The organism is Chitinimonas naiadis, from assembly GCF_054780835.1.
The window spans coordinates 323527-343606 of record NZ_BAAGVO010000002.1 but is presented as its reverse complement, the minus strand read 5'-3'; the positions used below and the strand labels follow the sequence as shown (position 1 = coordinate 343606).

Genomic DNA, 20080 nt, shown 5'->3' with positions numbered 1-20080 from the left:
TTGCTTACGATCCTGCTTGCGGCGTGGAATCTATCGTCAGCCGATAGCCTTCCAGCCTGTTGTCGATTTCCGTCTTGCCAGCCCAGCGGGGCTCGCCCTGGTAGTACACCCGGACCTGGACCTTGCCGCCGTAGCTCAGCAGGCGCTGGGGGCCACTGTCCTCCACCGTCCAGCCGGCCGGCAAGGCCGCCACGATGGCCGGCAGCGGCCAATAGACCAGTTGCACGTCACGCAGCACATGGGCGGCATCCACCTCCGGAGGCAGGAAGGGATGACGGTCTTCCTTCAGGTGGCTGCCGTCCCACACCATGGTCAGCACCCGCTGCTCGAAGGCGATGCCGGCCAGCTGCACGACGGTCGAATCAATCTCGAGCAGTGCCTGCAGGGTACGTGGCGTGTTGAACCGGTTGACCTGGGCGTTGATGTCCACCCGCTCCAGCGTCAGGCGCTGGACCAGGCTGACACTGCGGCCGAATGCTGACGGGGCGAGACGCAGCTCCGGCAGCGTCAGGCGCTCTTTCGGCGCCGTGGCACAGGCCGTCAGCAACAAGGCAAGGAGGACGATCAGCTGACGCACAGTTGCTCCAGCGTCTTCAGGCGGCGCGGCTCGGCCACATAGGGGTTCTGCTTGTCCCAGGCGTAGCCGGCGAGGATGGCGGCGATCATGCGACGGATATCCGCCGATTGATCTTCGTGGAAGATCACGTCCTGGAATCCGCCTTCATACCAACTCTCGACGAAGGCACGGAAGGCATCCACACCCCCCTTGAGCGGGTCGGCATAGTCGGCCTGCCAATCGACGGTCTCGCCGGCGAATTCGCGGGCAATCGCTTCCGTGGCAAGGCTGGCGGACTTCACCGCGATGGTGACGCCACTGGAGAACACCGGGTCGAGGAACTCGCCGGCATTGCCCAGCAGGGCGTAGCCCTTGCCCCACAGCGATTTGACGTTGGCAGCGTAGCCGGTCAGCTTGCGCGCCGGGGTATCCCAGACCGCATCCTTGAGCAGGCCGGCCAGGGTCGGCGTCTCGGCGATGATGGCGCGCAGGCGTTCGGTCTCGGTCCCGCTGTAGCGTTCGAGGAACTCGGTACGCGCCACCACGCCTTGCGAGCAGCGGCCGTTGGAGAACGGGATGGTCCAGAACCAGACGTCGACGTGCTCAGGGTGGACGCTCACCAGGATCTTGTTGCGATCGAAGCTGCCGACCGGGATATGGTCTTCGACATGGGTGAAGTAGGCGCCGCGGACCGGGAAGGCGGACGGTGTTTCGAGGTCCAGCAGGCGCGGCAGGATGCGGCCAAAGCCGCTGGCATCCAGCAGGAAGCGCGCGCTGACCTGGTAGGTCTCGCCCTCGGGCGACAGCACGTTGACCGTGGGACGCTCACCGGAAACGTCGACCGAGACCACCTGGTGCCGGTAGCGGATGGTCGCACCGGCCTTCTCGGCGCCCTTGGCCAGCACATGGTCGAAATCGGCGCGCTGGACCTGATAGGTCGTACCCCAGCCCTTGGAGAACTTGTCGCGGAAGTCGAAGGCGGTCTTCTTGTCGCCGCGCTGGAAGGCCGCGCCGTTCTTGTACTGGAAGCCGGCCTCGACCACGTCCTGCAGGAAACCCGCCGCCTCGATGTATTGCATCGATTGCGGCAACAGGCTCTCCCCGATGGAGAAGCGTGGGAACTGCTCTTTCTCGATCACCAGTACCTCACGGCCCTGGCGACGCAGCATGCCGGCGGCCACCGAACCGGCGGGGCCGGCACCAATGATCAGGATTTCGGTCTGTTCTACACGCATCTCTAACGTCCTCGTTGTCTTTATTGGTCTTGGTGCAATGGGCTTACTGAATGATATGGCCGGCACGCAGGATGCCGACAATACCCACCAGTATCCAGAAGGTATTGAGCGTGGTGTAGGCCGCGTCACGACGCAGGCGGGAACACCAGGCCAGCATGATTGCGTCGATGGTGTTGAAGACCCAGACGAACATGAACGGGCTCGCTGGCCCCAGCCAGCTCACCAGGCTAAAGCTGAAGATGCGCATCAGCACACCGATCATCTCGATCGTACGGATGTGACGCAGGACAAACTGGTTGGCAATGGCGACAGGCATGGTTTTCAGTGGTCAGTTTCAGGATGGGTGGGCATGAATAGCGGCGTGAACAGCCAGGCCAGGCCAATGCCGAACAGCATGGTCAGGCCAAACGCGCGCAAGGCAGGGGTTGCAGACAAAGCCAGCAGGCCAAAGGCCAGCAGGGTGCTGGCAGCGGCCAGCGTCACCGACAGGAAGGGGCGCAAGGCGGATCGTCCGGGCTGTTCCAGCAGGAAGATGCCGTAGTCCACGCCCATGCCGAGTATGAGCAGCAGGGCCAGCACATTGAAAAGCTGCAAGGGCTGGCCGAACAGGGCAAGCAGGGCCAGCGTCAGGCCGCTGGCCAAGGCGGTCGGCACCAGTGCACGCCAGGCGCTGCGGCCAAAGCGACGGCTCAGCGCGGCGAATACCAGCAGGTAGCTGGCCAACACGACCCAGCCCATCAGGTAACGGTAGCGTGCCATCACGCTGGAGACTTCTGCCACCTTGTCCACCCAGCGCACGCCCGGCACGGCGGAGGCCAGTGCGGCCAGGCGCGGCAGGCGCGCCGGCTTGTCGATGCCACGCAGCAGCAACACGCTGGCGTAGCCCTGCTCGAAACGCCCCAGCCATTGATGGCGCAGCGGCTCGGAAACCGGTGCGGCAAGCCAGTCGTCCACGCGCAAGGTGCGCGGGGTAATCGCCGCGGACAACGGCGTCAGGTCTTCATCCAGCTGTTTGGCAGCCAGCGCCAGGACGCCCTGCTCGCCGTATACCACGCGCTGCACCAGCGCGGCATCTGCCGCCTGACGGGCCGCCGAGGGCACCCAGTCGGAGACCGCCTGGTAGCCACTGATCCAGTGCTCGCCCACCAGCGCGTCCAGCCGGGCCTTGAGGGCTTCTTCACGCTGCAGTACGACCTCTACCGTCTCGCCCTGCACCAGATAGAACTGGGCCGGGCCGGGCAGATCAAGCAGCTTGCCGACGGCGAGCTGCTGTTCGATCAGGGTCGCGGGCGAGCTTTGCAGCAGGCGGATATCGTCATTGGCCTTCAACTGCCACCCGCCCACCAGCAGCAACATCGCCGAGACGGCGACGAAACCGGCAGTAAAACGATTGCGGCCCAGGCTGGGCCACAAGGCCCGGCGGCTGCCGAGCCAGGCCGAGAACCGCGTGTAGTCCATGCGGCCACGATCCAGGAAGGGGAACCACCACATGACGGTCACGAAGGCCGCGAGCAGGCCCACGACCGAGAACATGGCCATCTGCCGCAAGCCGGGGAATGGCGTCAGCGCCAGCAGGCCGTAGCCGATGGCGGTCGTCAACATGGCCAGCCACATGACCGGTGCCTGCTCGCGCAACATGGCCCAGCGCTCACCGGGTTCACGCCCGAGCCGGCTGCTGAAGTAGTTGGTGCCGTAGTTTTCGGCCACGCCGACCAGGCTGGCGCCGAATACGATCGTGATCAGGTGCAGCCGCCCGAACAGCAGCACGCAGACCGATACCGCCGCCAGGAGGCCGATGGCAATGGACAGGGTCACCAGAATGCGCGGCCGGATGGCGCTGAAGGCAAACAGGGTCAGTACGATGATGCCCAGCAGCGAGCCCGCGCCGATGGTATGGACTTCGCGCTCGGCCTGGCTTGCTGCTGCGGCGGCATGCAGCGGTACACCCACGCTCAGTACAACGGCGCCGGGCACCGCCGATTGTGCCGCCCGCCTCGCAGCATCCAGCAGGGGAATCAGCGCCTGCTGGCTGGCGATGGAGAAGGCGGAGCCCTGCGGCTCCAGCATCAGCATGGCGTACTGCTGCTCCGGCGTGGACAGGGACAGGCGCCCCTCGGTCACCCGGACGCGGCTATCGGCAGCGCGGCTGGTCAGCCAGGTGCCATAGAGGTTGAGCGGGTCATCGCGCCATTCACCGAGGCGCGGCATGCCCATGGGGCGATACAGGGCTTCGACCGCCCTGGCAGCCAGTTGCGCCGGCGGCTGATCCTGCAGTTGCTGTCGCTGCTCGCGGGTCAGCAACTGCGTGCGGAAAGGTGCGAAAAAGCTCAGCCATTGATCGGCCATCGCATCGCCCACTTCGTAGCGCACGGTCACCGCCTGCTTGCCGGCTGCCAAGGTGGCGGCGTAGCTGTCGGCCGCCTTGCGAGCCCGTGGCCAATCCTGCGCGCCGATCATCACCACGATACGGCGTGAGGCGGAATCCGCCATCTGCCGGGTTGCATTCTGGACGGCAGGGTCGCGCTCATCCTGCGGCAGCATGGCCAGGATGTCAGTATCGAGCTGCAGGCGTCCGCCGGTCCACAGGTACAGATTGTGGCCGGTGATCGCCAGCACCAGCAGCAGCCAGAGCAAGGCCAGCCAGCGGGCAGCGCGGGATGGGCGCGACAGTTCAGTCAAAGCGGGCAGCCTCTTCCGTGCTCAACCGGGCAGGGTCGCTATCCTGGGCCGAGAACTTGATGGCGGTCTTATCACCATTGGTTTCATCGATCTGGATGGCACGCACATACTGGTCGCCCGCCAGCTCGACCCGCGCCATCATCTTGGCCAGCGCCGCCTGCCTGGGCAGCAGTACCAGCTTCCAGCTCTTGCCGCTGATCTCGCCATCGATCCTGAAGTGTTCGGCCAATCCGCTTACGTCGCCGTTGAGCAGGGAGAACAGCAGGCCGTTGATCACCCGGACCGAGGGCTCCTTGCTGGCGTCCAGCCGGAAGGCGACCTGGCCGCCCTGGGTCGCGACGATCTCGTCCCGTGTCAGCTTCAGTACGCCGGCGAAGGGCTGCTGGGTACGCCAAACCACGCCACGTTCGCGTGCCACCAGGAAATCCCCGTGCGAGACCAAGGGCTTCTTGAAGCCCGCCACCTGCTTGGTCTGCTCGAATGCCCCGCGCAGCACGGCCGGTTGCGCCAGCCGTTCCTTCACGCTGGCAGCAAGATCGGCCGCTTCGGCGGCCACCAGACCCAGACTCAGGCAGACAAGGGCGATCCAGCGGCTCATGCTGGCTCCAGACCGAGTTTTTCCCACAGTACCGGTGGGCAGACGTACAGCATCTCGCGGCTGGCGATCTCCACCGCCACCTGGATGGTGTAGGCCTTGTTGAGTCGTAGGCCGGTCTCGGCATCGGTGATCAGGTAGTCGATGCGCAGCCGGTTTTCCCATTCGGTGATCTCGGCCCGGATCTTCACCTTCTGGCCAAAGCTGATGGTGCGCACATACTTCAGGCGCATGTCGACGATGGGCCAGGCATAGCCCGAATCGCGCATCTGCGGGTAGTCGTAGTCGAACCGGCCGAGCAGCGCACTGCGCGCGATCTCGAGGTACTTCACATAGTTGCCATGCCAGACGATGTCCATCGGGTCCAGGTCATGGAACGCCGGGGTCAGCTCGATCTCATGGGACAGGTCAATCGGCATAGAGCCCCCAGGCTTCGGCACGGATCGCGGTCAGCAGGGTTTGCAGCTCGCCATCGAGCGCGCGGTCCTCGACGATCAGCGCAATGCGGTCTTCCAGATCGGCCTGCAGGGCCGCCAGGGGTTCGGTCAGCGTCAGTGTTTCTTCCTGCCGGCGGCGCAACGCCACACCTTGGCGCGCCGCGATCAGCATGGCCGCCACGACCTGTTCGCTCAGTTCCAGCACCCGCAGGCAATCGCGGGCGGCGATGGTACCCATGCTGACCTTGTCCTGGTTATGGCACTCGGTGGAGCGGCTGAACACGGAGGCCGGCATGGTCTGCTTGAGCGCCTCGGCGGTCCAGGCGGAAACGCTGATCTGCACGGCCTTGAGGCCATGGTTGATCGCCGCGCGCGGCCCCACCGCTGCCGACAGGTTGCTCGGCAGGCCATGGTTGAAGCGGGTGTCCACCAGCAGGGCCAACTGTCGGTCCAGCAGGTCGGCCACATTGGCGACGGCGTTCTTCAGGCCATCCATGGCAAAGGCGATATGGCCACCATAGAAGTGGCCACCGTGCAGCACGCGCTCGTTTTCCGCATCGATGATGGGATTGTCGTTGGCGCTATTGAGTTCGTTCTCGATCAGGGTGCGGAAGAACGGCAGGGTGTCTTCCAGCACGCCGATCACGTGCGGCGCACAACGCAGGGAGTAGCGATCCTGCAAGCGTTGCTCGTTGCGGCTCGGCCGGTCGCTGGCCAGGTCGGCACGGATACGTGCCGCTACCTTTTGCTGGCCGGCATGCGGCTTCACCGCGAACAGGGCCTCGTCGTAATGGTGGGCATTGCCCGCGCTCGCCAGCACGTTCATGGCGGTCAAGCGGGTCGCCAGCTTGCACAGGTAGTCGGCTCGCTGCCAGGCGAGGCAGGCGAGCGCAGTCATGACGGCCGTGCCGTTCATGATCGCCAGGCCCTCCTTGGGACGCAGCCGCAGCGGCGCGATCCCCAGCTCGGCCAGTACCTCGGCGGCAGGACGACGCACGCCGTGATGGAGCACTTCGCGCTCACCGCATAGCACGGCGGCGAGGTAGGACAAGGGTGTCAGGTCACCACTGGCACCGACCGAACCTTCGGCGGGGATCAGCGGCAGGATGTCATGCTTGAGCAGCGTCTCGATCTGCTGCAACAAGGCCACGCTGACGCCGGACATGCCCTGCGACAGCGATGCCAGTCGCGTCGCGAGGACGGCACGGGTTTCTTCCGGCGTCAGGAAACGCCCGGCACCAATGCCGTGGTAGGTGTAGAGATGGTGCGGCAGTTCGGCGACCAGTTCCGGCGGAATGGTGACCGTGCAGGAATCACCATAGCCGGTCGTCACCCCGTAGATGACGCCATCTTCCGCCAGCAGGCGGTCGAGGAAATCGGCACCACGGGCGATACGGCTACGGAAGCCGGTATCGGCCGACAGCAGCGCGGTACGGTCCTGGCGCGCAACGGCGACCACGTCTTCAATGGTCAGTCGGCTGCCGTCAAAGCAGACGGGATCAGTGTTTCGGTTTTGCATAAGCTTGATCCCAGAAGGGGAAAAAATTGAACCAGTCGTAAGGAGAACGCTTGAGCAGCACGGTCAGCGTCTCGGCATAACGGGCAGCGTAGTCCGCCATTGCCGCCTCGCGCCGGCCACGCGGTAGCACCACCTGCTCGGCAAGACGGCTGAAATGAATGGTGTAGCCGTCACCTTCGTGGATGCAGCCCAGCAGATAAAGCGGGCATTTGAGCAGGCTGGCCAAGACATACGGCCCGACGGGAAACTGCGCCGGGTGACCCAGGAAATCGGCATGGACGGTCTGGCTGGCAAACACCGGCACCCTGTCACCGGCGATCGCCACGAACTCGCCGGCCGCGACCTTCTCGGACAGCAGCACGGCGGTGGCCGGGTTCACTTCGGTCACCTCGATCAGGTTCAGGTCATTGTCGGGGTTGAGTCGTTTCAACACCCGGTTGAACTGCTCTGCGTGACGGGTATGGACCAGTACATTGAGCTTGATCGCGCGCTTCTGCTCAGCCAGCGCGCGGCATAGCTCGAGGCAACCGACGTGGGCAGTCACGATGACACCGCCCTGCCCCATGCTGGCTGCCGCATAGATCTGTTCGCGCCCTTCGCTGCGCACGCGTTCCAGCGGGAAAGCGCCGGATACCGCCAGCAGCTTGTCGAGCAGGGTTTCTGCAAATAGGGCGATATGGCGGATGCTGTCCCGCGCCGAGGGCTCGCGCCCCAGCGCACCGGTCGCCAGCTCCAGCCGAGAAAGGTACTGCAGGGAGGCGCTCCGCAAGGCGGGCCGGCTCAACCAGTGCACCAGCACGACCGGGTAGAGGCAAAGCCGGAACGGCCAGCGCCCGAACAGGCGATGCACCCAGAACAGCAGCCAGATGCCGAACACGAAGGTGCTCTCGCCCATCTCGGCCCAATGTGGCGACCTCATGCCGCCACCTTGCGCCACAACAGCATGGGCAAGCGCAGCAGCATGCCGAAGAACAGCTTGGCATGCATGCGCGATATCAATACGTTGTCGAGCCAGACCTTGAAATGGGATACGCCGTCGCTCGGATAATGGACGCGGGTCGGCAGGTTCACGACCTGCATGCCGCGCCAGTAGAGCCGTACCAGGATCTCGGTATCGAAATCCATCCTGCTGCCCAGGTTCACGCTATCGATCAGCGCGACCGTCGGTGCCAGCGGATAGACCCGGAACCCGCACATCGAATCACGGATTTCCAGCGACAGGGTGTTGATCCAGACCCAGACATGCGTCGCATAGCGGCCATACAGACGTCCCTTGGGCACGCTGTCGTCGTAGACCGGGCAACCGCAGATCAGCGTGTCGGGCGCACCGGCAGACCGGGCCAGGAAGGCGGGGATATCCGCGCTGTCATGCTGGCCATCGGCATCGATCTGCAGCGCATGGCTGTAGCCCATCCGGAAGGCGGTACGCAGGCCGGCCATCATGGCGCCGCCCTTGCCCTGGTTCTGGGCAAGACGGATCAGCTTGATGGCTTCGGGCTCGCTGGCGGCCAGTGCCTGCAGCACCGCCGCGCAACCCGGTTCGCTGCCATCGTCAACCAGCAGGCAAGGCAGGCCGTGCTGGCGTATGGCCGCCACGACGGCACCAATCGCCTCGCCATGGTTGTAGACGGGGATCACTGCACAGGTCTTCATTGCGTCGCTCCAAACACCAGACGGCCGCTCGCATGCTGACCTGCCACAGAACTGAACTTGAAACTCAGGGATTGCTTCTCGGCGTTGAAGCCAAGCTCCAGCTCGACCGCCATGCCCGGCGTGATGACCTGCTGGAACTTGATCGCCTCCATGCGCAGGAATACCGGCGCCACCGGGAACAACTCCCGGCCGAACAGCAGCGCGATCTCCAGCTGGGCCACCCCGGGCAGGATAGGCGCCACCGGAAAGTGGCCATCGAAATAAGGCAGGCTGGCCGCCACCTCGACCCGCAGCAGCGCCTGTGCCTCGGTATGCGACAGCAGGCGGGCAGCCGGACGGCGCACGTCAAACAAGGCCAGCAGCGCTGCCTCGGTCGTCTTGCCCTGCGGATTGACCGGCAGCGCCCAGATATAACGCCAGTGACGCGGCAAGACACTCGTCTCCACCACGGTGGCAAGCACCGTCCGCAGGCGCTGGTTGAGCGCCCGCTTGCCCGATTGTTCCAGCAGTGCCCAGCCGGCCTCGTTCGGCACACCCACGACCGCCAGCAGGCTGCGCGCACCGGCCTGTACCACCACGCGTGCATCCTGCAGCAGGCCACTGTCACGCAGGGCTGCCTCCATCGCGCTCAGGGATACCCGCTTTTCCTCGATCTTGACGATACGGTCAGCCCGACCCAGCAATTCGAAGCCAGCCTCGGTCAGACGGACGCGATCCGCCGTGGCATGCCAACCGGCATCCACCAGATGGGGCGAACGCACCTGCAAGGTATCGTCCCGTACCTGGGCCTCGACACCCGGCAGCAAGGCCCAGCCCAGCGCGGTATCAAGCGTGCGTTGACGCCAGGCGATACCGCCGGTTTCAGAGCTGCCATAGACCTCGACCGGTGCCTGCCCCAGCAAGGTGCGGCAATCCGGCAAGGCTTCCTGCGGCAGCGGGCCACCCGAGGAGAACAGCACGCGCAAGGCTGCACGGCCAGCATCCCAGGGCAGATTGTCAGGCAGGCGCTTCAGGTGTGCGGGGCTCGCCACCAGCGCACAGGGGCCGACCTGGGCCAGCGCGGCGGCAATGTCCTCGGGAAAAGCCAGCCGTTGCGCGGCGAACGGCCGGCCGGCGGCCATCGGCCAGAGCACACGGAACAGCAGGCCGTAGATATGCTGATGAGACACGGTCGCGAGGACCGTCAGGTCCCCCATGCGCGCGTCAAAGCATTGCGCCAGTGCGGTCACTTCGTCGAACAGTTGCGCCAGGCGCTTCGGTATGGCGCTGGGCTCACCGGTCGAACCCGAGGTGTAGACCACGAGCGCGACAGCCTGGCGATCCAGCGGCTGCCAGGCCGGAGGCTGGGCACCAGCGGCCACGACCCGAGGCACGTCGGCTGGCACGTCACCCGCAAAGCCATCGACCTCGTGACGCAGGCGGGACAAGGTAGCGGGTAGCACGTCGGCCGGCAGGTAAACACACTTGCCGGCATGCCAGGCGCCAAACAGCGCGGCGGCAAAGCTCGCGCTGTCGTTGAAATAGAGTGCGAAACGATGGCCGGGCTCTGCCGCAAAGGCGGCGTACCAGGCGGCAGCATCGGCCACGAAGGCGGCATGATCCAGCAATTGGCCATGGCGCGTAGCGAAAGGCCGGCTCGATAAGCGGTCTGCGCACAACAGTTGATCCAGCGCGACGAGGTCAGCCATGGGCCAGCCTCGCTTTCACCCGACGCCGTACCAGCCACTCTCCGGCGAACAGCGCGCCCATCAGGCCGTAGCTGATCAGGCCGTTGTAGAGTGCCCATGCGGCATCCGAGGCCCACAGCGCGGTATACAGGGCAATGCTGCCGTTGATCACGAAGAACCCGCACCAGACCTGGGTCACCCGCCGGGTGTAAGCGACACCCTCGGGCGGCAGATCGGGCTCGCGCAGGCGTGCCAGGCGTTCGATCACGCTGGGTGGGTAGAACAGGCTGGTCGCGAATACGACCAACAGCACGGTACTGACCAGTACCGGATAAAGCTTGAGCGGCAGGGCCTGGTTCCCCAGTGCGCTGGCCGCCGCCAGCAGCAGCGCACCCGCCGCCGCCGCCAGCCAGACCCGTTCGCGCGTCGCGTAGGCGCGCGCGAGCGCCACGCCAGCGAGCATCAAGGCCAGCCAACGCGGTTCGAAGTGTCCCAGCCCCAGGTAGACGAGCAGCGGGTACGCCAGCGTCAGGACGCTGATGATGACGGCGCGCATGCGCCTACGCTGCGGCGCTGGTGTCGTTCAACAGGCCGTAGAGTGCGTCCACCACGTCCTGCAGGGTGCGTACCGACTTGAAGGCGTCGGGCTGCAGGCGTTTGCCGGCGATAGGCTTGAGTTTGACGATAAGATCGACCGCGTCGATGCTATCGATATCGAGATCTTCGTACAGACGCGACTCAGGCTTGATGCGCTCGACGTCAATATCGAAGGTTTCCTGGAGGATCGCGCTGAGGCGATCGAACATATCCTGCTTGGTCATGGTATTCCCCTGGCTGCATGTCGACGGCGATGACGCCAACGCAACCGTTTATTTCCCAACCACATCAATCAGCTGTGGCGGCCTTTGGCCTGTTCTATGGTGCTACGCCAATTGAGGCGACTACTTGGTGCGACTTGCCGACACGAACTCTGCGAGGGCACGGACACTGGCGAAGTGCTTGCGCGTCTCTTCGGAATCCGCCGACATGCTGATGCCGTACTTCTTCTGCAGCGCCAGGCCCAGTTCCAGTGCATCGATGGAATCGAGGCCCAGGCCGTCCACGAACAGCGCGGCAGCCGGATCGATATCGTCCGGGCCAATGTCTTCCAGATTCAGTGACTCGATGACGAGCACCTTGATTTCCTGTTCAAGCACCTGCATGGGCTTGGTTCTCCCTCGAAAAATAATGATGTAGGTATTCAGTCAACTGCCGCGCGGCCAGCGCTGGCTCGTTGCCTGCCCGTTCCAAGAACGGCTGCACGGCGATATCGTCGTGCACTTCAATCGTAAAGACCGACGCCTGCGCCGGCACCCGCCACCAGGGCCGGCCCTTGTTCAGGCTGAGCGGCTCGCAGCGTATGGTCACCGGCGTGATGTCGCATGCGCCACGGATCGCGATGTTGGCGGCGCCGCGTTGCAGCTTCATCTGTCCATTCACCGGGGTACGGGTACCCTCGGGAAAGATGATCAGGTTGTGACCCGCCCGCACAGACCGTATGCAGTCCTCGACCAGGCCGGCGCCGGAGTCGTTGCAGATATAGTCCGTCGCCCGGACCGGTCCACGCGTGAACGGGTTGCGGGCCAAACTGGCCTTCACGACGCAATCGGCATCCGGCACGCGCGAGATCAGGAACACCACGTCGATCAGCGTGGGATGGTTGGCCAGTATCAGCAAACCTTTGCGGTGCAGGCGCTCGACGCCCTCGATCCGGTATTTCACCAAGCCCAGTACCCGCATCAGCTCGATGAACAGGCGAAACGCGTGATGCACCGCCAGCCGGGCCAGGCGAGCCTGACGGGCGCGGTGTCTGACCAGCAGCTGCAGCAGCGGGAAGTACACCAGCCGCAGCACCAAGCCACCGATACCGAAGGTGCTGAACGCGATAGCGGTGGCCAGCACCCGCCAGCCGCGATCCAGTCGTTCAAACATGACGCTGCCAATGCCACTGGCGCGCACCGGCCGTGTGCGTATGTGCATGGGCATCGGACAACAGAAATTGCAGTGCCGCGAGGTCTGCCGGCAAGACGACAGGCCGGACGTCAGAGGTTACCGAACCCGCAGACAGGCTTATCCCGCCCTGCGACACCCGCCGCAAACGGCAAGCCCAGGCACGTGGAAAGCTCAGCGACTCGGAAAAGGCCTCGAATAGCTCGGGGAGCGGCTCGTCGTAGTATACCAATAGCACGGTGTCGGCCCCATCAGCGAGCAAGCCCAGCGCCTCGGTAAATGCCGCTTCCACCGTCTCCGCACCGGCAGCCAGCGCGCTATAGCTGGTGGTATCGGCACGGGCGATGGAAAAGAGCGCACCGATCGCATTGTGTACCGACATGCTGAACGCCGTGGGTGACAGCCCTTCAGCCTGCGCGAGCTGGCGCAGCAGCTCGACCGAGCGGGTCACATCCCCATAGCGCGACGCAAACACCACGGGGCATGCCGGTTCGTCACCCAGCCCCCAGTAGGCAGCCTGCAGGGCAACCCGGCCCAGGCGTTCAACGCGGCGACGCATCATGGCCGGCATTTCGCCCAAGGCAGGCACGCCCTCCGCATCGATCGGGCAGGGAGCAGCGAGCCAGGCAAGCCAGGCTTCGGAGTCAGTGAGCCCGGGCGCCCAGGCGGCCCAGCGGTCTATGGAAAATTGAATATTCATGGTCGCGCATTAAACAAGTGTTGATTTCAGCGCGAAGTACGGGAACTTTTTGAATTACAAAGCGCATACGCCGATCAAGAGGCCGGCATTTCAGCAAAATGACAGACGATTGGCAAGCAAAGATGGCATGCAAGCGACGAAATACCAATTTCCAAGACTTGTTTTGCTTTTCAATAGCTTGGCAGCGCCTACCTCCCCCCGCCCAGCACCCCGAAACGTCCGTTTCGGAGAAAAAGGCCTCGGCAATTCCAGTCATTTGCACAAACTATGCCAACAAGCCTGTCGATAGCCAAAACGCTGATGGCGCATCATGCCCGGCTGCCATCGAGGAGCGGAATCCGTCCGCCAAACAAGATCAGCGGGGGATTCTGCTAAGCTCCGGCTCAACGCGGATTCCATCCATCATCCAGGCCGGCACCCCAGCGGATGCAGGCAGCAAGGAGGCTACATGACCAGGATTACTGTAAAACGCGCCCTGCTGGGCGCAACGCTTGCCCTGTCGCTGCTACCCACCCTGAGCCATGCCGATCAGGCGGTACGCGTCGGCTCCAAGATCGACACCGAGGGCTCGCTGCTGGGCAATATCATCGTGCAGGTCCTGGAGGCCAACCAGATCAAGACCGAGAACAAGCTGCAGCTCGGTGCGACGAAGATTGTCCGCAGCGCCATCATCGCCGGCAGCATCGATATCTACCCGGAATACACCGGTAATGGCGCGTTCTTCTTCTCAGACGAGAAGAACCCCGCCTGGAAGGACGCCAAGGCCGGCTACGCCAAGGTCAAGGCACTGGATCTGGCAAAAAACAAGCTGGTCTGGCTGAGCCCCGCTCCGGCCAACAATACCTGGGCCATCGCGATCCGCAAGGATGTCGCCGCCAGCAACAAGCTCAAGACCCTTTCGGACCTGGGTAAATGGCTGACTGCCGGGGGCAAGTTCAAGATCGCCGCCGCAGCGGAGTTCATCGAACGGCCCGACGCCCTGCCCGCCTTCGAGGCCGCCTACGGCTTCAAGCTCAAGCAGGAGCAGATCTTGACCCTGGCCGGCGGCGATACCGCCGTGACCATCAAGACGGCCGCCGAACAGACTTCCGGCGTCAACGCCGCCATGGCTTATGGCACGGACGGCCCCCTGGCCGCCCTGGGGCTGCAGGTGCTGGAAGACACCAAGGCGGTGCAGCCCATCTACGCCCCGACGCCAGTGATCCGCGCCGACGTATTGGCCAAGCACCCCAAGATCAAGGATTTGCTGACGCCGGTATTCAGCAGCCTCGATACCACCACGTTGCAGACCCTCAATGCCCGCATCGCACTCGAAGGGCAGGATGCGAAGCAGGTCGCCGCCAGCTATCTCAAGTCCAAGGGCTTTATCAAATAGGCGCCGCGTGGTCATGAGCCCTACGCGGGACCCGCTCCCTTGAGCGTCCGGATACAGAACCGGGTGTTGCTGGTATTGCTGCTGGCCGGCGCCCTGGCGACGGCCAGCATGGCTTTCCTGCTCCACGCCCCCAACCGCCTGGTCGGCGGCACGCCCCATAGCCTGCTGCACTACCTGGCAGGCTTGCGCTACGGCCTGCTGCTGCCTGTGCTTGGCCTGGCTTATGCCGTGCTGGCCCGGCAGACGGCTGCCATCCACTGCCTGGTCATTGCCTGCAGCGCACTCTGGATTGCCGCCCTGCTCTGGCTTGCCGGGGAGGCGGCCAGTGCGGCTGCGCTGGCCGGCAATGGCATCAACCGGACCGCCTTTGGTGGCGCGCTCTGGAGCAGCTTGCTGCTGAGCTGGCTGGCCGTGGGCGACGCCCTGCTGCGCCTGCGAGCCCTGGGGTGGCCGGCCGGCATGCGACGCTTGCTGGCCACGATGCCGCTGCTCGCGATACTCATTCCGCTGCAGAGCGGTCATCTGAACGATACTTCCCTGCTCAAGGAGTACCTGAACCGGCAGGATGTGTTCCAGGCTGCGCTGTGGCAACACTTGAACCTGGTGTTCATCACCTTGCTACCCAGTCTGTTGATCGGCCTGTCGCTGGGCGTGCTGCTGGCCCGGCGGCCACGCTGGCAACCGCCCACGCTGGCCGTACTGAACATCATCCAGACCATCCCGGCCATCGCCTTGTTCGGCCTGCTGATCGGCCCGCTCGCCGCCGCAGCCAATGCCTGGCCCTGGCTCGCAGCGTTGGGCCTGGCCGGCATCGGCACCGTACCGGCGGTGATCGCCCTGACGCTGTACGCCTTATTGCCAGTGACACAGGGCATCATCGCGGGGCTTGCCCAGGTACCGCCGCAGGCTGTCGATGCGGCGCGCGGCATGGGGCTGACACCGCGGCAGCTGCTCTGGCAGGTGCAACTGCCACTGGCCTTGCCGGTCTTTCTGGCCGCCCTGCGGTTGACCACCATCCAGCTGATCGGCCTGGCCATGCTGGCCGCGCTGATCGGGGCCGGCGGCTTTGGCGCCATCCTGTTCCAGGGCTTGCTGAGCAGCGCATTGGACCTGGTCCTGCTTGGCACCCTGCCGGTCATCGCCCTCACGCTGCTGGTCGACGCCCTGTTCAAATCCCTGCCCTCCCCGATGGCGAGTACCCGCGCATGATCGAATTCGACCAGGTAGGCAAATCCTTCGGTTCACGCATTGCGATCGACCATGTCTCCCTCTGCGTGAAGCAAGGCGAGTTTGTGGTCCTGCTGGGCCGCTCCGGCAGCGGCAAGTCCACCACGCTACGGCTGATCAACCGTCTGCTGGAAGCGGATACCGGCCAGATACGCCTTGCCGGTCAGGATATCCGCGAGCTCGACCCTCACGCGCTACGCCGCCGCATGGGCTACGCCATCCAGTCCGTGGGGCTGTTTCCACACTGGAGCGTGGCGCGCAATGTCGCCACCGTGCCGCAGCTGCTGGGCTGGCCCCAGGCCAGGATCGCGCAGCGGGTCGATGAGCTGCTCCACCTGCTGCATCTCGATCCCGCCATCTTCCGGGACCGCCTCCCCCACCAGTTGTCCGGCGGACAGCAGCAACGGGTCGGCGTCGCCCGGGCCTTGGCGGCGGACCCGGAAGTCCTGCTGATGGACGAGCCCTTCGGTGCACTGGACCCGCAGACACGGACCGCCTTGCAGGACGAGGTCGCACGTATCCATCGACAGGCGCGCACCACCATCATCATGGTGACCCACGATATCGACGAAGCCTTGCGGCTGGCTGACCGGATCATCCTGCTGGAACAGGGGCGCATCGCCCAGCAAGGCACCCCACGCGAACTGCTGACATCACCCGTCAGTGCGCCGGTGCTGGCCTTCCTGGGTGATGCAGACCTCGGCATCCAGCGACTGGCGCTGCATGGCGTGCTCGACTGCATGCGCCAGGGCGGGGCACCCAAAGGCCCGGTCATTGCCAGCACCGCGACCTTGCGCGAGGCCCTGTCGCTCATGCTCCATCATGGCGTGGACCAGTTGGCGGTACAGGGAAGCGGCGAGGTGCCGCTAGGCAGCCTGCATCTGGCCGACCTGGTCGGCTCGGGCAGGCAATGAGTACGGCCCTCACCCGCCACCTGCGTGATCCGCTGGCCTGGGCCTGTACGGCCTTGCTGCTGTTGATCTTTGGCATGGCGCACGCCAAGGGCGTATTCAGTGTGCTATTTCCCGAGCTCGACCGCCCGCTCTATGAGCAGGACAGTTTCGCCAGCCTCGCGCTTGCGCACCTGGGTCTGGTCGCACTGGCCAGCGCGCTGGCAACAGGCCTCGGCGTGCTGGCCGGCGTGTTCGCTACCCGCCCGGCCGGGCGTGAATTCCGGCCGATGCTGGAAAGCGTCGCCAGCATCGGCCAGACCATCCCGCCGGTCGCGGTACTGGCCATTGCCGCGCCCATCGTCGGCTTTGGCGAGGCACCCGCCCTGATTGCCCTGGCCCTCTACGGCCTGCTACCGATCCTGCACGCCACGCTCGCGGGGCTGGAATCCGTCCCGGCAGCGGAGCGGGAAGCCGCCATCGGTCTGGGCATGACGCGCGGGCAGGTGCTCTGGCGCCTGGAACTACCCCTGGCAGCCACGGTGATCATGGCGGGCGTCCGCACCTCGGTGGTGATCAATATCGGCACGGCGGCGATTGCCTCGACCGTGGGGGCGCGCAGCCTGGGCTCGCCGATCATCATCGGCCTCAGCGGCTACAACACCGCCTATATCATCCAGGGGGCGCTGATACTGGGTACGCTGGCGGTCGTGGTCGACCTCGCGCTGGCCCGTCTGGCGCAGCGCTGGGATCGCTGGCGACCGGCCGTTGCCACAAGCTAGTCCTTGATCTCTACACCCTTCCAGAAGGCCACGCGGCCGCGCACCTGCTGCGCAGCGTCCTTCGGATCGGGGTAGTACCAGACGGCATCCGGGTTCAGTTGGCCATGTACCTGCAATGTGTAATAGCTGGCCTCGCCCTTCCAGCTGCAGACGGTATGGGTATCGCTGGGCTGGATATAGCTGCGGTTGAGCGCAGTGATGGGAAAGTAGTGATTCCCCTCCACCACGACCGTATCGTCACTCTCGGCGATCACCTCGCCATTCCAGATAGCTCGCATCACAATCTCCCCGGCACGCTCAGCCAATGGACTGAAAACCCGTGCGCCGCATCGGTCCAGACCGCCTCCGGCTGGAAGCCGGCGTTGCGGGCCAGGGCCTGAAAGCCTGCCACGGTGTATTTGTAGGAATTCTCGGTATGCAGGCTATCGCCCTCGGCAAAGGGAATGCGCTCGCCGCAGATCCGTACCGACTGCCTGGCCGCACTGACCAGATGCATCTCGATCCGCTGCAACAAGGGGTTGTAGCAGGCGTAGTGATGGAAGGCATCCAGATCGAAATCCGCACCGAGCTCCCGGTTGGCACGTGCCAGCAGGTTCTTGTTGAACCGGGCCGTTACGCCGGCCGCATCGTTGTAGGCTGCATGCAGGATGGCCGGCGCCTTGACCAGGTCCACACCGATCAGCAAGCCGCCGCCCACCAGCTCCGCCGCCATGTATTGCAGTAATTGCAGTGCCTCGCGCGGTTCGAAGTTGCCAATCGAAGAACCGGGAAAGAAGCCGACCCGCCGACCGACTGCCGGCGGCAGATCCACGCCTTGGGTAAAATCCCCGACCAGGGGCTGCACCGTCAGCCCCGGGTAGTCACCCCGCAGGCGCTGCGCAGCTTCTTGCAGATGCTCACCGGAAATATCGACCGGCAGGAAGCGTTGTGGGTGGTCCAGGGCGTCGAGCAGCAGGCGTATTTTGCGGCTTGCCCCCGCACCAAACTCGACGATGTCGGCATTCGGCCCTATATGCTGGGCCATCTCCGCAGCATGCCGGGTCAGGATGGCCAGTTCGGTCCGGGTCGGATAGTACTCGGGCAGCTCGCAGATCAGCTCGAACAGGCCGGAACCGGCGGCATCGTAGAAATACTTGGGCGAGATGCGCCGGGGCCTCGCCTGCAGGCCTTGCAACAGATCGGCAGCGAATCCGCTGGTCACGTCCGGTGGCGCTGGGGTCCACGCAGTCGACTGGGGATGTGTCATACGCAGGTACTCCGAGGGGTGGAATCGCGTAGCAAGACAGCAAGCGGCGTTCCCGCCGACCATCCGGCCACGTCTGGCTTACAGGTCACGTGCGAGGCGAACCCCGCTGAACTGCCAGCGGGCAGCGGGCGGGAAGAAATTGCGGTAGCTGGCGCGGCCATGGCCGGCCGGCGTCGCACAACTGCCACCACGCAATACCAGCTGACCCACCATGAACTTGCCGTTGTATTCGCTGACGGCGCCGCTCAGGGGCCTGAAACGCGGGTACGGGTCATAGGACGAGCGCGTCCACTGCCAGACGGCGCCAAACAGCTGGGACAAGGGCTCGGACCCTACTGACGCCACTGCAACTCTGGGATGCGGGTCCAGCAGTACCTCGCTCAGCCCCCCAGGCTCAGCCACCTGCATGGCCGCAGCCGCCTCCCATTCGAATTCCGTCGGCAGGCGCGCACCTGCCCAGGTGGCGTAGGCGGCCGCCTCGTAGAAGCTCAGGTGGCAAACCGGCTCATGCGGGTCGAGTGGCTGCTCGCCGTAGAGGGTGAAGACACTGGGTGAGGCTTGATCGAGATACCAGTAGGCCGGCGCCTGCCAGCCCTGAGCCTGTACCGTGGCCCAACCTTCGCTCAGCCAGAGCTCGGGCCGGCGATAGCCACCGTCCTCGACAAAGGCCAGGTAGTCGGCATTGCTGACCAGTTGCCGCGCCAGGGCATAGGGTTGCAGATAGACACGATGGCGGGGCGTTTCGTTGTCGAAACTGAAGCCGGCCCCCTCATGCCCGACGGCCAGCTCCCCCCCTGTGTAGGCTTGCCAACCTGCCGGTGGTGCCATCGAGGCCGACGGCGACGGCGACGGTCGCCAGGCGGGCAGCAAGGGATTGAGCGAGAACGCATGCTTGATGTCGGTAAGCAGCAGCTCCTGGTGCTGCTGCTCATGGTTGAGACCCAGTTCGATCAGGCGCAGGCAAGGTGCCCAGCCGCCCTCGGGCGCCGCTCCCGCCAGCAGGGCCAGCATTGCCGTATCGACATGACGCCGGTAGCTGATGACCTCCTCCACCGAGGGTCGGGTCAGCATGCCGCGCTGCGGACGCGGATGCCGGGAGCCCAGGCTCTCGTAGTAGGAATTGAACAGATGGAAATAGCGATCGTCGCAGGGCCGGTAGTCCCGCGCATGGGCACGCAGCACGACCGCCTCGAAGAACCAGCTGGTATGGGCCAGATGCCATTTGCTGGGGCTGGCATCGGGCATGGACTGTATGCACTGGTCCTCAGGCGAGAGCGAGGCAGTCAATGCCAGGCTCAACGCCCGGACTTCTCGATAACGGCTGGCAAGCGCAGGGGGATCAGTGGGGAGTACTGATGCAGAACTGGGCACGGGGAGCCTTTGCGCGGTCTGATTCGAACTGACTAGACAGATTAGTCGTACAACGCTTCGGTTCCCTTACATTGGACGAAGATCGTCCGGATCGCCAGCCCGGAAGCACATAAAAAACGGGACGCCTGAGCGTCCCGTTCTTCCTGACTTGCCGGCATG

The 20080-nt window shown here is 64.7% G+C and carries 22 protein-coding genes; 4 read left to right on the top strand and 18 right to left on the bottom strand.

The genetic code is table 11. The features are described from left to right. Nucleotides 1–4: 4 nt before the first annotated feature. The 15 genes from ACYVHK_RS03915 to ACYVHK_RS03845 all read right to left on the bottom strand — a co-directional run bounded on the left by ACYVHK_RS03915 (nt 5) and on the right by ACYVHK_RS03845 (nt 13030). Entirely contained in the window at nt 5–577 is a 573-nt protein-coding gene (locus ACYVHK_RS03915; RefSeq protein WP_460527808.1) for a DUF3261 domain-containing protein, read from the bottom strand. After that, complete coding sequence (locus ACYVHK_RS03910) at nt 565–1791, bottom strand: NAD(P)/FAD-dependent oxidoreductase (protein WP_460527806.1); 1227 nt, start codon at nt 1789–1791, stop codon at nt 565–567. The genes ACYVHK_RS03915 and ACYVHK_RS03910 overlap by 13 nt, the downstream gene beginning before the upstream one ends. 43 nt (nt 1792–1834) lie before the next feature. Next, nucleotides 1835–2107 (bottom strand): hypothetical protein, encoded by a 273-nt coding sequence (locus ACYVHK_RS03905; protein WP_460527805.1) that lies wholly within the window; start codon nt 2105–2107, stop codon nt 1835–1837. Between the two features lie 5 nt (nt 2108–2112). Beyond that, nucleotides 2113–4470: an MMPL family transporter gene (locus tag ACYVHK_RS03900; protein WP_460527802.1), complete on the bottom strand. Its 2358-nt coding sequence runs from the start codon at nt 4468–4470 to the stop codon at nt 2113–2115. Continuing rightward, entirely contained in the window at nt 4463–5068 is a 606-nt protein-coding gene (locus tag ACYVHK_RS03895; RefSeq protein WP_460527800.1) for an outer membrane lipoprotein carrier protein LolA, read from the bottom strand. The genes ACYVHK_RS03900 and ACYVHK_RS03895 overlap by 8 nt, the downstream gene beginning before the upstream one ends. Then, entirely contained in the window at nt 5065–5484 is a 420-nt protein-coding gene (locus ACYVHK_RS03890; RefSeq protein ID WP_460527798.1) for an acyl-CoA thioesterase, read from the bottom strand. Before ACYVHK_RS03890 ends, ACYVHK_RS03895 begins: the two co-directional genes overlap by 4 nt. After that, nucleotides 5474–7021 (bottom strand): HAL/PAL/TAL family ammonia-lyase, encoded by a 1548-nt coding sequence (locus ACYVHK_RS03885; RefSeq protein ID WP_460527796.1) that lies wholly within the window; start codon nt 7019–7021, stop codon nt 5474–5476. Before ACYVHK_RS03885 ends, ACYVHK_RS03890 begins: the two co-directional genes overlap by 11 nt. Beyond that, a complete protein-coding gene (locus ACYVHK_RS03880) occupies nt 7002–7940 on the bottom strand; it encodes an LpxL/LpxP family acyltransferase (RefSeq protein ID WP_460527794.1) in 939 nt (312 codons plus the stop codon). Before ACYVHK_RS03880 ends, ACYVHK_RS03885 begins: the two co-directional genes overlap by 20 nt. Next, nucleotides 7937–8674, bottom strand: a complete 738-nt coding sequence (locus ACYVHK_RS03875; RefSeq protein ID WP_460527792.1) for a glycosyltransferase family 2 protein — start codon at nt 8672–8674, stop codon at nt 7937–7939. Before ACYVHK_RS03875 ends, ACYVHK_RS03880 begins: the two co-directional genes overlap by 4 nt. Continuing rightward, nucleotides 8671–10362 (bottom strand): AMP-binding protein, encoded by a 1692-nt coding sequence (locus ACYVHK_RS03870; RefSeq protein ID WP_460527790.1) that lies wholly within the window; start codon nt 10360–10362, stop codon nt 8671–8673. Before ACYVHK_RS03870 ends, ACYVHK_RS03875 begins: the two co-directional genes overlap by 4 nt. Next, nucleotides 10355–10897: a COG4648 family protein gene (locus tag ACYVHK_RS03865; RefSeq protein WP_460527788.1), complete on the bottom strand. Its 543-nt coding sequence runs from the start codon at nt 10895–10897 to the stop codon at nt 10355–10357. Before ACYVHK_RS03865 ends, ACYVHK_RS03870 begins: the two co-directional genes overlap by 8 nt. A 4-nt stretch (nt 10898–10901) precedes the next feature. After that, complete coding sequence (locus tag ACYVHK_RS03860) at nt 10902–11162, bottom strand: acyl carrier protein (RefSeq protein ID WP_460527786.1); 261 nt, start codon at nt 11160–11162, stop codon at nt 10902–10904. A 120-nt stretch (nt 11163–11282) separates the two neighbouring features. Further along, nucleotides 11283–11543, bottom strand: coding sequence for an acyl carrier protein (locus ACYVHK_RS03855; protein ID WP_460527784.1), 261 nt, complete (start codon nt 11541–11543; stop codon nt 11283–11285). After that, entirely contained in the window at nt 11530–12312 is a 783-nt protein-coding gene (locus tag ACYVHK_RS03850; protein ID WP_460527782.1) for a lysophospholipid acyltransferase family protein, read from the bottom strand. Before ACYVHK_RS03850 ends, ACYVHK_RS03855 begins: the two co-directional genes overlap by 14 nt. Beyond that, nucleotides 12305–13030, bottom strand: coding sequence for a beta-ketoacyl synthase chain length factor (locus ACYVHK_RS03845; RefSeq protein WP_460527780.1), 726 nt, complete (start codon nt 13028–13030; stop codon nt 12305–12307). The genes ACYVHK_RS03850 and ACYVHK_RS03845 overlap by 8 nt, the downstream gene beginning before the upstream one ends. A gap of 448 nt (nt 13031–13478) precedes the next feature. Between ACYVHK_RS03845 and osmF the strand changes: the two genes are divergently transcribed. The 4 genes from osmF to ACYVHK_RS03825 are packed head-to-tail and all read left to right on the top strand — an operon-like array spanning nt 13479 to nt 17304. Further along, a complete protein-coding gene (gene osmF, locus ACYVHK_RS03840; protein WP_460527778.1) occupies nt 13479–14405 on the top strand; it encodes an ABC transporter substrate-binding protein in 927 nt (308 codons plus the stop codon). A 39-nt stretch (nt 14406–14444) separates the two neighbouring features. Beyond that, nucleotides 14445–15614 carry an ABC transporter permease gene (locus ACYVHK_RS03835; RefSeq protein ID WP_460527776.1) on the top strand — a complete coding sequence of 390 codons (1170 nt, stop codon included), beginning with the start codon at nt 14445–14447 and terminating at the stop codon, nt 15612–15614. Next, nucleotides 15611–16546 carry an ABC transporter ATP-binding protein gene (locus tag ACYVHK_RS03830; RefSeq protein WP_460527774.1) on the top strand — a complete coding sequence of 312 codons (936 nt, stop codon included), beginning with the start codon at nt 15611–15613 and terminating at the stop codon, nt 16544–16546. Before ACYVHK_RS03835 ends, ACYVHK_RS03830 begins: the two co-directional genes overlap by 4 nt. Beyond that, nucleotides 16543–17304, top strand: a complete 762-nt coding sequence (locus tag ACYVHK_RS03825; RefSeq protein ID WP_460527772.1) for an ABC transporter permease — start codon at nt 16543–16545, stop codon at nt 17302–17304. Before ACYVHK_RS03830 ends, ACYVHK_RS03825 begins: the two co-directional genes overlap by 4 nt. On the opposite strand, the gene ACYVHK_RS03820 is transcribed toward ACYVHK_RS03825, so the two are convergent. From ACYVHK_RS03820 to egtB, 3 genes are all read right to left on the bottom strand, one after another. Further along, nucleotides 17301–17582 (bottom strand): DUF427 domain-containing protein, encoded by a 282-nt coding sequence (locus tag ACYVHK_RS03820; protein ID WP_460527770.1) that lies wholly within the window; start codon nt 17580–17582, stop codon nt 17301–17303. The two genes, ACYVHK_RS03825 and ACYVHK_RS03820, sit on opposite strands and share 4 nt — an antisense overlap. Next, nucleotides 17582–18550 carry an L-histidine N(alpha)-methyltransferase gene (gene egtD / locus ACYVHK_RS03815; RefSeq protein WP_460527768.1) on the bottom strand — a complete coding sequence of 323 codons (969 nt, stop codon included), beginning with the start codon at nt 18548–18550 and terminating at the stop codon, nt 17582–17584. Before egtD ends, ACYVHK_RS03820 begins: the two co-directional genes overlap by 1 nt. Before the next feature lie 78 nt (nt 18551–18628). Next, complete coding sequence (egtB, locus tag ACYVHK_RS03810) at nt 18629–19921, bottom strand: ergothioneine biosynthesis protein EgtB (protein WP_460527766.1); 1293 nt, start codon at nt 19919–19921, stop codon at nt 18629–18631. Nucleotides 19922–20080: the final 159 nt, after the last annotated feature.